15 protein-coding genes are annotated in these 13,247 nt (G+C 73.6%); 9 read left to right on the top strand and 6 right to left on the bottom strand.

Annotated elements, in window-relative coordinates; all coding sequences use genetic code 11:
- Positions 1 to 11 precede the first annotated feature (11 nt).
- Complete coding sequence (locus E2B92_RS02240; RefSeq protein WP_126887418.1) at positions 12 to 1,115, bottom strand: glutamate--cysteine ligase 2; 1,104 nt, start codon at positions 1,113 to 1,115, stop codon at positions 12 to 14.
- 124 nt (positions 1,116 to 1,239) lie between these two features.
- On the opposite strand from E2B92_RS02240, the gene E2B92_RS02235 reads away from it, so the two are divergent.
- On the top strand, positions 1,240 to 1,917 hold the full coding sequence (locus E2B92_RS02235) for a restriction endonuclease (RefSeq protein WP_126887419.1): 678 nt from the start codon (positions 1,240 to 1,242) through the stop codon (positions 1,915 to 1,917).
- Between the two features lie 176 nt (positions 1,918 to 2,093).
- Here the strand turns inward: E2B92_RS02235 and paaK are convergent, their stop codons facing one another.
- The 3 genes from paaK to E2B92_RS02220 form a co-directional block, all read right to left on the bottom strand.
- Positions 2,094 to 3,386, bottom strand: coding sequence for a phenylacetate--CoA ligase PaaK (paaK, locus tag E2B92_RS02230; protein WP_126887420.1), 1,293 nt, complete (start codon positions 3,384 to 3,386; stop codon positions 2,094 to 2,096).
- 155 nt (positions 3,387 to 3,541) lie between these two features.
- Positions 3,542 to 4,021 (bottom strand): GNAT family N-acetyltransferase, encoded by a 480-nt coding sequence (locus E2B92_RS02225; RefSeq protein WP_126887421.1) that lies wholly within the window; start codon positions 4,019 to 4,021, stop codon positions 3,542 to 3,544.
- A 45-nt stretch (positions 4,022 to 4,066) separates the two neighbouring features.
- Positions 4,067 to 5,692 carry an acyl-CoA synthetase gene (locus E2B92_RS02220; protein WP_126887422.1) on the bottom strand — a complete coding sequence of 542 codons (1,626 nt, stop codon included), beginning with the start codon at positions 5,690 to 5,692 and terminating at the stop codon, positions 4,067 to 4,069.
- Between the two features lie 175 nt (positions 5,693 to 5,867).
- Between E2B92_RS02220 and E2B92_RS02215 the strand changes: the two genes are divergently transcribed.
- The 5 genes from E2B92_RS02215 to E2B92_RS02190 all read left to right on the top strand — a co-directional run bounded on the left by E2B92_RS02215 (position 5,868) and on the right by E2B92_RS02190 (position 10,435).
- Positions 5,868 to 6,668 (top strand): crotonase/enoyl-CoA hydratase family protein, encoded by an 801-nt coding sequence (locus E2B92_RS02215; RefSeq protein WP_126887423.1) that lies wholly within the window; start codon positions 5,868 to 5,870, stop codon positions 6,666 to 6,668.
- A 252-nt stretch (positions 6,669 to 6,920) separates the two neighbouring features.
- Entirely contained in the window at positions 6,921 to 7,877 is a 957-nt protein-coding gene (locus tag E2B92_RS02205) for a Zn-ribbon domain-containing OB-fold protein (RefSeq protein ID WP_126888251.1), read from the top strand.
- On the top strand, positions 7,874 to 8,935 hold the full coding sequence (locus tag E2B92_RS02200) for a thiolase domain-containing protein (RefSeq protein ID WP_399432225.1): 1,062 nt from the start codon (positions 7,874 to 7,876) through the stop codon (positions 8,933 to 8,935). The genes E2B92_RS02205 and E2B92_RS02200 overlap by 4 nt, the downstream gene beginning before the upstream one ends.
- A complete protein-coding gene (locus tag E2B92_RS02195; RefSeq protein ID WP_126888240.1) occupies positions 8,922 to 10,091 on the top strand; it encodes a thiolase domain-containing protein in 1,170 nt (389 codons plus the stop codon). Before E2B92_RS02200 ends, E2B92_RS02195 begins: the two co-directional genes overlap by 14 nt.
- A gap of 101 nt (positions 10,092 to 10,192) precedes the next feature.
- Positions 10,193 to 10,435, top strand: coding sequence for a DUF397 domain-containing protein (locus E2B92_RS02190; protein WP_126888241.1), 243 nt, complete (start codon positions 10,193 to 10,195; stop codon positions 10,433 to 10,435).
- Here the strand turns inward: E2B92_RS02190 and E2B92_RS02185 are convergent.
- Together E2B92_RS02185 and E2B92_RS02180 are read right to left on the bottom strand one after the other, a co-directional pair.
- Positions 10,428 to 11,021, bottom strand: a complete 594-nt coding sequence (locus tag E2B92_RS02185) for a hypothetical protein (RefSeq protein WP_126888242.1) — start codon at positions 11,019 to 11,021, stop codon at positions 10,428 to 10,430. The two genes, E2B92_RS02190 and E2B92_RS02185, sit on opposite strands and share 8 nt — an antisense overlap.
- Positions 11,018 to 11,395: a PadR family transcriptional regulator gene (locus E2B92_RS02180; protein ID WP_235023648.1), complete on the bottom strand. Its 378-nt coding sequence runs from the start codon at positions 11,393 to 11,395 to the stop codon at positions 11,018 to 11,020. Before E2B92_RS02180 ends, E2B92_RS02185 begins: the two co-directional genes overlap by 4 nt.
- A 134-nt stretch (positions 11,396 to 11,529) precedes the next feature.
- On the opposite strand from E2B92_RS02180, the gene E2B92_RS02175 reads away from it, so the two are divergent.
- From E2B92_RS02175 to E2B92_RS02165, 3 genes are all read left to right on the top strand, one after another.
- Positions 11,530 to 12,129 (top strand): CGNR zinc finger domain-containing protein, encoded by a 600-nt coding sequence (locus E2B92_RS02175; RefSeq protein WP_126888244.1) that lies wholly within the window; start codon positions 11,530 to 11,532, stop codon positions 12,127 to 12,129.
- 57 nt (positions 12,130 to 12,186) lie between these two features.
- Entirely contained in the window at positions 12,187 to 12,588 is a 402-nt protein-coding gene (locus tag E2B92_RS02170; protein ID WP_126888245.1) for an ACT domain-containing protein, read from the top strand.
- Between the two features lie 126 nt (positions 12,589 to 12,714).
- Positions 12,715 to 13,215: a hypothetical protein gene (locus E2B92_RS02165; protein WP_064070633.1), complete on the top strand. Its 501-nt coding sequence runs from the start codon at positions 12,715 to 12,717 to the stop codon at positions 13,213 to 13,215.
- Positions 13,216 to 13,247: the final 32 nt, after the last annotated feature.

The raw sequence follows: 13,247 nt of genomic DNA, 5'->3' as shown, positions 1-13,247 counted from the left end.
GCCCCGCCCTGTCAACATCCCGTCCGGTATCCCGTGGTGATCCGGGCGCACTCGGCGACCACCTCGCGCAGGTCGCCCGTCCGCCGCAGCAGGTCCCGCTGGACGCTGGCCCCGTTGCCGGTCTTCAGCAGCCCGGCCAGCGCCTCCTGGGCGGGCACCACGTCACCGCTGTCCTCCAGTGCTTCCCTGACGTGGTCGAACAGCGCCCGCACCACCGCCTCCGCCGGGGCCGGCCGCATCGTCACCGGGTGGACGAGCTGGTCCTCCAGCCCCGACCGGGCCGCCCGCCAGGCGGCCAGCCGCAGCAGCGCCACCCCGTGCCGCGCCGGCGGCTCACCGTCGCGCCACTGCCGCGCCGCCGTCTCCACCAGGCCGCGCACCAGTGTGGCGACCAGCACCGTGGTGGACGGGTCCAGGCAGACGTCCGCCACCCGCACCTCCACGGTCGGGTAGGTGTGCGACAGCCGGGCGTCGAAGTACACCATCCCCTCGTCCCGCAGCACCCCGCTCGCCACCATGTCGGCGACCTGCTCGTGATAGCGGTCGGCGGAACCGAAGATCTCCACCGGCCCGGCCGACGGCCAGCGCCCCCACACCCGGCTGCGGTAACTGCTGTAACCGCTGTCCTCGCCCTGCCAGAACGGCGAGTTGCCGCTCATGGCCAGCAGCACCGGCAGCCACGGCCGGATGCGGTCCAGGACCGCCACGCCCTCCTCGTCCGACTCCACCGACACGTGCACATGGCAGCCGCACGTGAGCTGCTCCTGGGCGGTCAGCCCGAAGTGCTCCTTCAGCCACTGGTGGCGCTCACCGGTGCCGATCGTCGGGCTGACCGGCAGCGGCGACGTCGCCAGCGCGGCCACCGACGCGTTCAGCCCCTCGGCGTGCCGCGCCGCCTCGGCCCGGCACCGCCGGATCTCCTCGCCAAGGTCGCCCATGACCGTCTGCGGACTGGTGGCGAACTCCAGTTGCTGACGCTGGAGTTCACTCTCGAAAACCTCCTCGTCGGCGTGCGGGTCCCGGGCCGCCGCCAGCACGGCCGTCGACAACGCCCTCGGCTCCCCGCTCCGGCCGTCCACCAGGAGCAGCTCCTCCTCGACACCCACACTGCGCACGTTGACCTGCCTTTCTGCACGGAATGACCCACGCTTGCCCCCGATCCGGTGCGTCACGCCCACCTGCCGGGGCATACGGGCAACACAAGATCATTCACCGGTGAGGTGAGAAGGGAGCCCGCACATGGCGATACCCGTCCGCAGGCCGGGCACGGACCGAGCCACCCGCACGGGCGCCCGCCGCCCGCGCTTCAGCCTCCGCGACACCACGCTCGGCTGCGGCCTGGTGGCCATCGTCCTGTGCGGTACGGGAGCGATGGCGCGGGCGGCGGTCGGCGACGCCGCCGACGTACCCGCCGCCGCCCTGGCCGTGATCGGCACCCTCGCGGTGGTCCTCGCCCTGGTGCGCGCCGCCCGCCGGGGCCGCGCGACCGCCGCCGCGCCCGTGCCGGCGGCCGTGTACGTGGACTACTCGGCCATGGACGCGGACGCCTTCGAACAGGCGGTCGCCGACCTCTGCGTACGGGACGGCTGCCTGGACGTCGAAGTCGTCGGCGGCGCGGGCGACCTGGGCGCCGACGTGGTGGCCACCGCGCCCGACGGCCGCCGGGTCGTCATCCAGTGCAAGGCGTACGGGCCGGACAACAAGGTGGGCTCCCAGGACGTCCAGCGCTTCGGCGGCACGTGCTTCGCCGTGCACGACGCCCACGTCGCCGCCGTGGTGACCACCAGCGAGTTCACCGAGCCCGCCACGCAGTACGCCGAGCAGTGCGGCATCCTCTGCGTCGACCGGGCCGGCCTGGACGCCTGGACGGACGGCAGCGGCCCGGCGCCCTGGCTCCGCGTCCCCGAGCCCCGCTGACCGGGGGGCTCGACACCCGCCCCGCCACCGCCCTCGAAACGGCCCCGTGCGACGGGCCGGTGCGCCGCCGTGCGGGTCCGCACAGTCCGTGCGACAGATCGCACCAGCCGGCCGTGCGGACCGCCGGCGCGCTCCAGGACGGGCGGGGCGGCCCGGCCGGGGCGCCACGGGCCGGGTCACCGCTCCCGGCGCAGGTCCACGATCCGCTTGATCTTCCCCACCGACCGCTCCAGCGTCTCCGGGTCGACCACCTCCACCGCCACCGACACCCCGATCCCGTCCTTGACGGCCGCCGCGACGGCCCGCGCCGCCTCCGCGCGCACCTCGCCCGTCGCGTCCGCCCGCGCCTCCGCGCGCACGGTGAGCGCGTCCAGCCGGCCCTCCCGCGTCAGCCGCAACTGGAAGTGCGGGGCGAGGCCCGGCGTCCGCAGCACGATCTCCTCGATCTGGGTGGGGAAGAGGTTCACGCCCCGCAGGATCACCATGTCGTCGCTGCGCCCCGTGACCTTCTCCATCCGCCGGAACGCCGGGCGTGCCGTCCCCGGAAGCAGGCGCGTCAGGTCACGGGTGCGGTAGCGGACGACCGGCATCGCCTCCTTGGTCAGCGAGGTGAACACCAGCTCGCCCCGCTCGCCGTCCGGCAGCACCTCACCCGTCAGCGGATCGACGACCTCCGGGTAGAAGTGGTCCTCCCAGATGTGGAGGCCGTCCTTGGTCTCCACGCACTCCTGCGCGACCCCCGGCCCGATCACCTCCGACAGCCCGTAGATGTCCACCGCGTCGATCGCGAACCGCTCCTCGATCTCCCGCCGCATCTCCTCCGTCCACGGCTCCGCGCCGAATATCCCCACCTCGAGGGAGGTGGACCGAGGGTCGACGCCCTGCCGCTCGAACTCGTCCAGCAGCGTCAGCATGTACGACGGCGTCACCATGATGATCTCGGGACGGAAGTCCTGGATCAGTTGCACCTGACGTGCCGTCATGCCCCCGGAGGCGGGAACCACCGTGCAGCCGAGCCGCTCGGCCCCGTAGTGGGCCCCGAGCCCGCCCGTGAACAGCCCGTACCCGTACGCCACGTGCACCGTGTGCCCCGGCCGTCCCCCGGCCGCGCGGATCGACCGGGCCACCACGTCGGCCCAGGTGTCCAGGTCGCGGTCGGTGTACCCCACGACGGTGGGCCGGCCGGTCGTCCCGCTGGACGCGTGGACCCGCCGTACCCGCGACCGCTCGACCGCGAACATGCCGAAGGGGTAGTGGTCGCGCAGATCGGCCTTGGTGGTGAACGGGAAACGCGACAGGTCGGCGAGCGTCCGGCAGTCCTCCGGCCGCAGCCCCGCCTTGTCGAAGGCCCGCCGGTAGAAGTCCACGTTCTCGTACGCGTGGCGCAGCGTGGCCCGCAACCGCTCGAGCTGGAGCGCCTCCAGCCCCGCACGGTCGAGCCGCTCCCCGGCATCCCGCAGGTCCGTCATCCGTCGCACCCCTCCGTCCGGCCGCCCGGACCGGTGTCGCACCTCACCCGAACCGGACGACCGATCATTCGGTCGTCACCTTGTGGATCAGTAATCCAAGCCGGCGGCCCGAAGGCAAGGGTTGTGCGGCACTTTTTCCCGGTGGGGGCGCGGGGCTACGCCGGGACGGGGATGACCAGCTCCGGGCGGTCCCACGGCACCGCCGGCGGGTTGGCGTGCACCGTGCCGACCCGCCGCGCGCCCACGCTGAGGTAGAAGCCCTCCGAGGGCGGGTGGGACACCACTCGTACACCGGTCACCCCGGCAGCCCGCGCCCGCTCCGTCATGTGGGTGATGAGCCGGCGGCCCACGCCGAGGCCCTGGGCGTCGTCGGCGACGAACATCAGGTCCAACTCGGGCGCGGACAGCACGAGCGCGTAGAAGCCGAGCACGCGGCCGTCCGGCCCGACGGCGACGTGCACCTCGTGGGCGTCGATGTAGTCGGGCCCCACGCGGTAGCCCGCCACCATCGGCGCGTAGTGGCCCTCGTAGGCGCCCGAGCCGCGCACCAGTGCGGTCAGCCGCCTGGCGTCGCCGGCGGTGGCCCGCCTGATCCGTACCGCCGCGCTGTCGGCCCGCGTCATACCCGAAGTCATGTGGAGAGTATTACCCCCCTGGTGCCTGGCCGGAAAACGAGCAGGTCAGGGGTGGGGCGCCGCGGCCTCCGCCACGGAGCGGGCCCACCGGTAGTCGGCCTTGCCGCTGGGGGAGCGCTGGATGCTGTCGGTGATCACGAGCTGCCGGGGCACCTTGTACCCGGCCAGCCGGGTGCGGCAGTGGCCCTGGATGTCCTCCAGTGAGGGCCGCCCCGCGCCCGCGCGCAGTTGCACCACGGCCGCCACATGGTGGCCCCACCGGGGGTCGGGGACACCGGCGACCAGGGCGTCGTACACGTCGGGGTGCGATTTCAGTGCCTGCTCGACCTCCTCCGGGTAGACCTTCTCGCCGCCGGTGTTGATGCACTGCGACCCGCGCCCGAGGACGGTGACGATCCCCTCCTCGTCGACGGTCGCCATGTCGCCCAGCAGCACCCACCGCTCGCCGTCGCGCCGGAAGAAGGTCTCGGCCGTCTTGACGGGATCGTTGTAGTAGCCGAGCGGGACGTGGCCGCGCTGGGCCACGCGTCCGACCTCGCCCGGCGCCACCGGTTCGTACGTCGCCGGGTCGACCACCCGCGTACGGCCGTTCACCCGCAGCCGGAACCCCTTCTCCGCCCCCGAGTCGTCCGTCGCCGTGCCGTTGAAACCGGACTCGGAGGAGCCGAAGTTGTTCAGCAGCATCACATGCGGGACCAGCGCCAGGAACTGCTCCCGCACCGTCTCCGACATGATGGCGCCCGACGACGACACACTGAACAGCGACGACAGGTCGGCGCCCCGGAGCGGACCGCCGAGCGCGTCGATCAGCGGCCGCAGCATCGCGTCGCCGACCAGCGAGACGCTGGTGACCTCCTCCTTCTCCATCGTCCGCACCACCTCGTGAGGCACGAACTTGCGGTGCAGCACCACCCGCTGGCCGAAGTTGAAGCCGATGAACGCGGTGAGCGTCGAGGTGCCGTGCATCAGCGGGGGAGTGGGGAAGAAGGTGATCCCCGCACCGCCCGCCGCGACCCGCTCGGCCAGCTCCTCAGGGCACTTCACCGGCTCCCCGGTCGGCGCGCCCCCGCCCAGCCCGGAGAAGAACAGATCCTCCTGGCGCCACATCACGCCCTTGGGCAGCCCGGTCGTGCCGCCCGTGTAGATGATGAACAGGTCGTCGCCCGAGCGCGGTCCGAAGCCCCGCTCCGGCGAGCCGGCCGCCTCGGCCTCCGGGAACGCCGTGCACGCGAGCCGCGGCGCGTCCCCGGGCGCCGCCCCCACCCGTACCAGGTGCCGGAGCCGTTCCGTCCTCGGCACCGCGGCCGCGACCCGCGTGGTGAACTCGGCGTCGAACACGAGCCCCGCCAGATCGGCGTCCCGGTAGAGGTGGACCAGCTCCTCCTCGACATAACGGTAGTTGACGTTGACCGGCACGAGCCGCGCCTTGAGGCAGCCGAGCACCGTCTGTACGTACTCGACGCCGTTGTACAGGTGCAGCCCCACGTGCTCACCGGCCCGCAGCCCCGCGTCCAGCAGGTGGTGGGCGATGCGGTTGGCGGCGGCGTCCAGCTCCGCGTACGTCAGGCGCCGCTCCGCGCCCGTCCCCGGAATGTCGAGGTGGACGAGCGCCTCGCGGTCCGGGACCACGTCCACGACCGACTCGAACAGGTCGGCAAGGTTGTACTCCACCGCTCCTCCTCCACCCGGCCCCACTGGCTCGCGGTCATTAGAGCGCCGCCGCCCGCAAGTGGGAAGGGACCGCACCGAATAATCTGACTGAGTGTCAGAAAGCTATTGAACTGACACCCCCGCTCCTGCAACCTGTTCTGAATCCGGATCCCACCCCGGGTACGGGAGGACGGCCATGACCGGTACGGAACACCTCACCGTGCGGCGCGAGGGCGCCACACTGATACTCACCCTGAACAGGCCCGAGGCGAAGAACGCGCTCTCCCTGCCGATGCTCGTCGGGCTGTACGACGGCTGGATCGAGGCCGACGAGGACGACGCCGTCCGCTCCATCGTGCTCACCGGCGCGGGTGGCGCCTTCTGCGCGGGCATGGACCTCAAGGCGCTGGCCGGGAACGGGATGGCCGGCCAGGAACACCGCGAACGGCTGAAGGCCGACCCCGACCTGCACTGGAAGGCGATGCTGCGCCACCACCGCCCCCGCAAACCGGTGATCGCCGCCGTCGAGGGCCCCTGCGTGGCCGGCGGCACCGAGATCCTCCAGGGCACCGACATCCGCGTCGCCGCCGAGTCGGCCACCTTCGGGCTCTTCGAGGTGCGGCGCGGCCTCTTCCCGATCGGCGGCTCCACCGTGCGCCTGCCGCGCCAGATCCCGCGCACCCACGCCCTGGAGATGCTGCTCACCGGCCGCCCCTACAGCGCGGCCGAAGCGGCACGGATCGGCCTGGTCGGCCACGTCGTGCCCGACGGCACCGCCCTCGACAAGGCCCTGGCCGTCGCCGAACAGGTCAACGCCTGCGGGCCGCTCGCCGTCGAGGCCGTCAAGGCCTCCGTGTACGAGGTGGCCGGCCTTCCCGAGACCGAGGCCCTCGCCGCCGAACTCGCTCGCGGATGGCCCGTCTTCGACACCGCCGACGCCAAGGAGGGCGCCCGCGCCTTCGCCGAGAAACGCCCCCCGGTCTACCGCCGCGCCTGACCCCGCCGCCCGGGCCGCCGCAGCCCCCCGCCCCCACCGCCCCAGACCCCCCCCCCCCCCCCCCCCGCGCCCCGCGCGCCCCGCTCCCGCCCCCCCGCCCGCCCGCGCGCGCCGCCCCCGCGCGCCCCCCCCCGGCCCCGCCGGCGCCCCCGCCCCTGCGCGCGCCCACGCCCCCGCGCCCCCCCCCGCGCCCGCCCCCCCCGCCCCGCGTCCGCCGCGGAGATCGGAGCACCGCCCGTGACCGCCGCCCCCGTGCCGCAGGCGCTCCGCGCGCCCCTGGTCGTGGAGTTCCCCTTCACCCGCTCCCTCGGCCCCGTCCAGTCCGCCTTCCTCACCGGTCTGCGCGAGCGCACCGTCCTCGGCGTCCGCACCACCGACGGCAAGGTCCTCGTCCCGCCCGTCGAGTACGACCCGCTCACCGCCGAGGAGATACGCGACCTCGTCGAGGTGGCCCCCACCGGCACCGTCACCACCTGGGCCTGGAACCCGGCTCCCCGGCGCGACCAGCCCCTGGACCGGCCCTTCGCCTGGGTGCTGGTCCGGCTGGACGGCGCCGACACCGCGCTCCTGCACGCCCTCGACGCCCCCGGCGGGCCCGCCACCGTGCGCACCGGGATGCGCGTCCGCGTCCGCTGGGCGGCGCACCGCACCGGCGCCATCACCGACATCGCCTGCTTCGAACCGCACGACGGCACGCCCCCGCCCACGGACCCGCCGCGGCCCCACACCGGCCGGTTCGACGACCCCGTCACCGGCATCGTCGCGCCCGCCCGGCTCGACTACACCTACGCGCCCGGCCGCGCCCAGAGCGCCTACCTCCACGCCCTGGCCGAGCGCCGGACCGTCGGCGAACGCTGCCCGGACTGCCGCAAGGTGTACGTGCCGCCCCGCGGCGCCTGCCCCACCTGCGGGGTGGCCACCGCCGAGCGGGTCGAGGTCGGCCCCCGGGGCACGGTCACCACCTACTGCATCGTCAACATCAAGGCCAAGAACCTCGACATCGACGTCCCCTACGTCTACGCCCACATCGCCCTCGACGGCGCGGGCCTCGCACTCCACGGACGCATCGGCGGCATCCCCTACGACCAGGTGCGCATGGGCCTGCGGGTGGAGCCGGTCTGGACGGACACCGACAGCCGCTACCCCGACCACTACCGGCCCACCGGCGAGCCCGACGCCGACTACGACACCTACAAGGAGCTGCTGTGATACCACGCGACGTCGCGATCGTCGCCTTCGCCCAGACCGTCCACCGGCGGCGCACCGACGACCTCTCCGAGGTCGAGATGCTCATGCCGGTCCTGCACGAGGTCCTGGGCGAGACCGGCCTGAAGGCCGGGGACATCGGCTTCACCTGCTCCGGCTCCTCCGACTATCTCGCCGGCCGCGCGTTCTCCTTCACCATGGCCCTGGACGGCGTGGGGGCCTGGCCGCCCATCGCGGAGTCGCACGTGGAGATGGACGGCGCCTGGGCGCTGTACGAGGCATGGGTGAAGCTGCTGACCGGCGAGGCCGACACCGCTCTGGTCTACGCCTACGGCAAGTCCTCGCCCGGCCCGCTCAGGGACGTGCTCACCCGCCAGCTCGACCCCTACTACCTCGCCCCCCTGTGGCCCGACTCCGTCTCGCTCGCCGCCCTCCAGGCGCAGGCGCTCATCGACGCCGGTGACACCGACGAGCCGCGACTCGCCGCGATCGCCGCCCGCAGCCGCGCCTCGGCCGAGGACAACCCGCACGCCCAGCTCCGCGGTCCCCGCCCCCGGGGCGACCTCCTGGTCCACCCGCTGCGCACCGGCGACTGCCCGCCCATCGGCGACGGCGCGGCCGCCGTCGTCCTCGCCGCCGGTGACCGCGCACGCGAGCTGTGCGACCGGCCCGCCTGGCTCCGTGGCATCGACCACCGCATCGAACCGCACGGCCTCGGCGTGCGCGACCTCACCGACTCGCCGTCCACCCGCCTCGCCGCACAGCGTGCCGGTGCCTTCGACCGGCCCGTCGACACCGCCGAGCTGCACGCCCCGTTCACCTCCCAGGAGGTGGTGCTCCGCAAGGCCCTGCGCCTCGACGACCGCGTCCGGGTGAATCCCTCCGGCGGCGCCCTGGCCGCCAACCCCGTCATGGCGGCGGGACTCATCCGGCTCGGTGAGGCCGCCGCCGCCATCCACCGGGGCGCCTCCGACCGTGCCCTCGCCCACGCCACCTCCGGCCCCTGCCTCCAGCAGAACCTGGTCGCCGTCCTGGAAGGAGAGCCCCGTGCCGCACGCTGAACCCGTGGCCGTCGTCGGGGTCGGCCAGACCAAGCACGTCGCCGCCCGCCGCGACGTCTCCCTCGCCGGACTCGTCCGGGAGGCCGCCCGCCGCGCTCTCGACGACGCCGAACTGACCTGGGCGGACATCGACGCCGTCGTCATCGGCAAGGCCCCCGACTTCTTCGAGGGCGTGATGATGCCGGAGCTGTACCTGGCCGACGCCCTCGGCGCGGCCGGGAAGCCCATGCTGCGCGTCCACACCGCCGGCTCGGTCGGCGGCTCCACCGCCCTCGTGGCGGCGGGCCTCGTGGCCGCCCGGGTCCATTCCACCGTCCTCACCCTCGCTTTCGAGAAACAGTCCGAATCCAACGCCATGTGGGGCCTGTCGCTGCCGGTCCCGTTCCAGCAGCCGCTCGTCGCCGGCGCGGGCGGCTTCTTCGCCCCGCACGTGCGCGCGTACATGCGGCGCACCGGCGCACCGGACACGGTCGGCTCCCTCGTCGCCTACAAGGACCGGCGCAACGCGCTGAAGAACCCCTACGCGCACCTGCACGAGCACGACATCACCCTGGAGAAGGTGCAGGCGTCCCCGATGCTGTGGGACCCCATCCGCTACTCCGAGACCTGCCCCTCCTCCGACGGCGCCTGCGCCCTCGTCCTCACCGACCGCACCGGCGCCGCCCGTTCGCCGGGGCCACCGGCGTGGGTGCACGGCGGTGCCATGCGCAGCGAGCCGACCATGTTCGCCGGCAAGGACTTCGTCTCACCGCAGGCCGGCAAGGACTGCGCGGCCGACGTCTACCGGCAGGCCGGGATCACCGACCCGCGCCGGGAGATCGACGCCGTGGAGATGTACGTGCCGTTCTCCTGGTACGAGCCGATGTGGCTGGAGAACCTGGGGTTCGCCCCCGAGGGCGAGGGGTGGAAGCTCACCGAGTCCGGTGTCACCGAACTCGACGGCGACCTGCCCGTGAACCCCTCCGGCGGTGTCCTGTCCACCAACCCCATCGGCGCCTCCGGCATGATCCGCTTCGCCGAGGCGGCCCTCCAGGTGCGCGGCTTGGCCGGCGAGCACCAGGTGCCCGGAGCCCGCCGCGCAATGGGCCACGCCTACGGCGGCGGGTCCCAGTTCTTCGCCATGTGGCTCGTCGGCACCGAACCCCCCGCCACCTGACCGGCCTCGCCACCGCCGGACGGGCCGCGCGCCGCGCCCTGTCCGTGACCGGACCCGATGACTAGTCTGAGGCCGGACGACGAACCGGGAGGAGCAGGCACGTGGCGGAGACCATCACCACCCAGCAGCAGCTCGCAGGCTGGGAGAAGCCGGACCTCGACCTCAGCAACGCGGACTGGCAATCGGGCAGTCAGGGGGCGGGCGACGTCCAGATCGCCTTCGTCGAGGGATTCATCGCGATGCGCAACGGCGGCCGTCCGGAGAGCCCGTCACTGATCTTCAGCCCCGCCGAGTGGCGCGCCTTCGTGCTCAACGCCAGGGAAGGGGAGTTCGACCTCACCTGACGGTGGTCCCCAGGTCACTCCGCTCCGCGCGCCTGCGGGCACGCGCGTCACCGACGGCGAGCGGCAGCCCGGGCAGTATCAGCAGGGCCGTGACCCACAGCGGCATGGGGAAGAGCGGCTCGTCGCCGGCCAGCAGGTCGGCCGCCAACGCGGCCGGCAGGCCGACGACGGCCGCCACCAGCCAGCTCTTGCCCAGGCCCAGCGCCCCCCGGCGCAGCTCCACGGTCACCGTGACCGCCGCGACGGCCACCAGCAGCGCGAGCCGGCCGGCGGTGACCGGGAGTGAAGTGGTCCGCCACAGCAGGTGGGACAGCAGCATGAGCACGCCCACCACGAACGGCACGACGGCCGCGAGCCGTGCCGCCCTCCGGCGCAGTGGCTGACGGGCCCGTGCCCAGGACGCGGCGAACGCCCTGATGTCGTGGCCGACCACGTCCTGAGGTCTCCGCCCGGCCGCCGAGGCGTCGTCCAGGTGCGCGGACAGCTCGGCGAGCATCTCCCGCACCGACACGTCGTCGATGCCGCGGTACGCCCAGTTGGCCCGGCAGACCGCCAGGACCCGTTCGTTGGTCAACGTGGTGGTCATGGTGTCGTTTCCCCCGTCTTCCCGCTGTCGCCCAGGACCCGGTCGGCCTGGGTGGTGAACTCCCGCCAGACGGCCCGGCCACGGGTCAGTTCGCCCCGCCCGGCCGCCGTCAGCCGGTAGTACTTGCGCGGTGCCCCGCCGCTCGACGACGGAGCGCGGTACGACTCGACGAGCCCGCTCCGCTCCATCCGCGCGAGCAGCGGATAGATGCTGCCCTCGCTGACGAGCTCGAGCCCGCTCTCGGTGAGGGCCTCCACGAACTCGTAGCCGTACCGGGGCCGTTCACCGATCAGTGAGAGCAGGCACAGATCGAGCACTCCGCGCAGAAGCTGGCTGCGTCGCTGGTCACCGGTCGCCGGCAGCTCCTTTGTCATGCGACACATGGTAGTCACGGATTGTCGTGCGGCGCAAGACTCCTGCGACGCAAGATTCTTACGACGCAAGATTCTTACGCCGCACGACTCTTGTGCCGTACAGGAGTGCGCACCGGCGCGCTACCGTGAGCCGTATGGCCGCACACCCGCTCGCACTCGACCTCGCGCTCACCATCCGCCACGACGGCCGGGGCGGAGTCGCCGACGACCTCGAGCACCCGGACGGTCTCACCACATGGCTCCGCGAGCACACCGACGCCCTCCACGCCGTACCGGGAGCCGGCCGGCTGGTCGCGGACGCGGACACGCTCGCGGCCGTCCGGGACCTGCGCGCCGCCGTCCGCGCCCTGTTCGCCCGCGCCGTGCCCGGCGACCCGAGCCCGGCCGACGCCCGCCGCCTGCTGCCCGTGGACACCGCCCTCCGGCGCCTCAACGCGGCCGCGGCCGCCGCCCCCGCCGTACCGAGCCTGGCCTGGCCCGACGGAGCCGAACCGGTCGCCGACTGGCGTCCCGTGAGCCCCGCCCCGGGCGCCGCCCGCGACGCGCTGTGCGCCGCCCTGGCCCACGACGCCATCGCCTTCCTCGCCGGACCGGACCGCTCCCGGCTGCGGGCCTGCCACGCCCCGCGCTGCGTGCGGTACTTCCTCAAGGACCACCCCCGCCAGGAGTGGTGCAAACCGGCCTGCGGGAACCGCGCCCGGGTCGCCCGGCACCACGAACGCCACCACGCCTGACCGAGGCCCGGCCGACGGCCCGCGCCGACGGCCCCCGCCTGGCCTAGGGTGAGGAACATGAGCGCAGAGCGTGACCTGACCCGGCTGCTCGCCGGCATGCGGCCCGAGCTCAACCCCGGACGCTTCGTCTTCGCCACCGTCGACGGCCCCGCCGTACCGCCCGGGCTGCACCCGGTCGTCACGGTCACCGAATCGGAGGGCCTCACCCTGGTCGTGCCGCAGGACGAGGCCGACGCCGCCTCACTCCCGTACGACTACGTCGCCGGGTGGATCACCCTGCGCGTCCACTCCGCGCTCGACGCCGTCGGGCTGACCGCCGCCGTCGCCCGGGAGCTGGCCGGGGCCGGTCTGAGCTGCAACGTCGTGGCGGGCTACCACCACGACCACCTCTTCGTCGAACACGACCGGGCCGGCGACGCCCTCACGGCCCTGCGCCGCCTGGCGGAACGATCCGCCTGATCGATCGGGTCGCCCGAAGCGGTGAATCACCGCCACCCCCGCGCACCCCGTACGAAGCCCGCGCCGACGTGCGGAGCGCGCGGGGCCGGACACCGGACGGGGGCCCCGGGCACGTACCATGGCGGCATGTCCTTCCTCCGCCGCCGCAGCGCCGCCACACCCGCGGGCCCGGACTTCGACGTCCTGGCCATGGACCCGGGCGACTGGCCCGGCAATCTCGGCGCCGGTCTCCTCCCCGCCCCCGACGGCACCTGCCAGGGCGTCTTCCTGCGGTACGACCTGTTCGGCGGCCGCGGCCCCGCGATGATCATCGGCAACCTGCCCGAGGGCTCACCCGCGCGTGAGCTCGCGGAGGGCCAGATCCCGTTCGAGGTCGCCCAGCTCCTCGCGGCGCTGGAGAACGACGAGCCGGTCGAGGTCGTCGAGACCGAGGACGTCCCCGTGATGCAGGGCGACAACCTGCTCATCGTGCGCCGCCTCAAGCTCTCCGAGAGCCGGATCTCCTGCGTCCAGTTCGACCGCAGCGACAATGTGCTGGTCACCATCGCGAGCTGGGACCGCCCCATCACCGACGACCTGTACGCGCTGCTCAAGCCGCTGCCCGCCGAGCTGTTCCAGCAGGGCTGACCCGATCCGCCGGGGCGGATTAGAGTCGGCGG

The sequence above is a fragment of the Streptomyces sp. WAC05374 genome (assembly GCF_004353505.1).
GTDB lineage: Bacteria > Actinomycetota > Actinomycetes > Streptomycetales > Streptomycetaceae > Streptomyces.
Note: the sequence above shows the minus strand (reverse complement) of the source record. Positions and strands in the feature narration are given on the sequence as shown.

Excerpts from the sequence above, each read along its gene's own strand:
- E2B92_RS02175 (WP_126888244.1), top strand. The coding sequence starts at position 11,530 with ATGGCCGCACACCCGCTCGCACTCGACCTCGCGCTCACCATCCGCCAC.
- paaK (WP_126887420.1), bottom strand. The coding sequence starts at position 3,386 with ATGACGGACCTGCGGGATGCCGGGGAGCGGCTCGACCGTGCGGGGCTG.
- E2B92_RS02180 (WP_235023648.1), bottom strand. The coding sequence starts at position 11,395 with ATGACAAAGGAGCTGCCGGCGACCGGTGACCAGCGACGCAGCCAGCTT.
- E2B92_RS02170 (WP_126888245.1), top strand. The coding sequence starts at position 12,187 with ATGAGCGCAGAGCGTGACCTGACCCGGCTGCTCGCCGGCATGCGGCCC.
- E2B92_RS02215 (WP_126887423.1), top strand. The coding sequence starts at position 5,868 with ATGACCGGTACGGAACACCTCACCGTGCGGCGCGAGGGCGCCACACTG.
- E2B92_RS02235 (WP_126887419.1), top strand. The coding sequence starts at position 1,240 with ATGGCGATACCCGTCCGCAGGCCGGGCACGGACCGAGCCACCCGCACG.
- E2B92_RS02185 (WP_126888242.1), bottom strand. The coding sequence starts at position 11,021 with ATGACCACCACGTTGACCAACGAACGGGTCCTGGCGGTCTGCCGGGCC.
- E2B92_RS02225 (WP_126887421.1), bottom strand. The coding sequence starts at position 4,021 with ATGACTTCGGGTATGACGCGGGCCGACAGCGCGGCGGTACGGATCAGG.
- E2B92_RS02165 (WP_064070633.1), top strand. The coding sequence starts at position 12,715 with ATGTCCTTCCTCCGCCGCCGCAGCGCCGCCACACCCGCGGGCCCGGAC.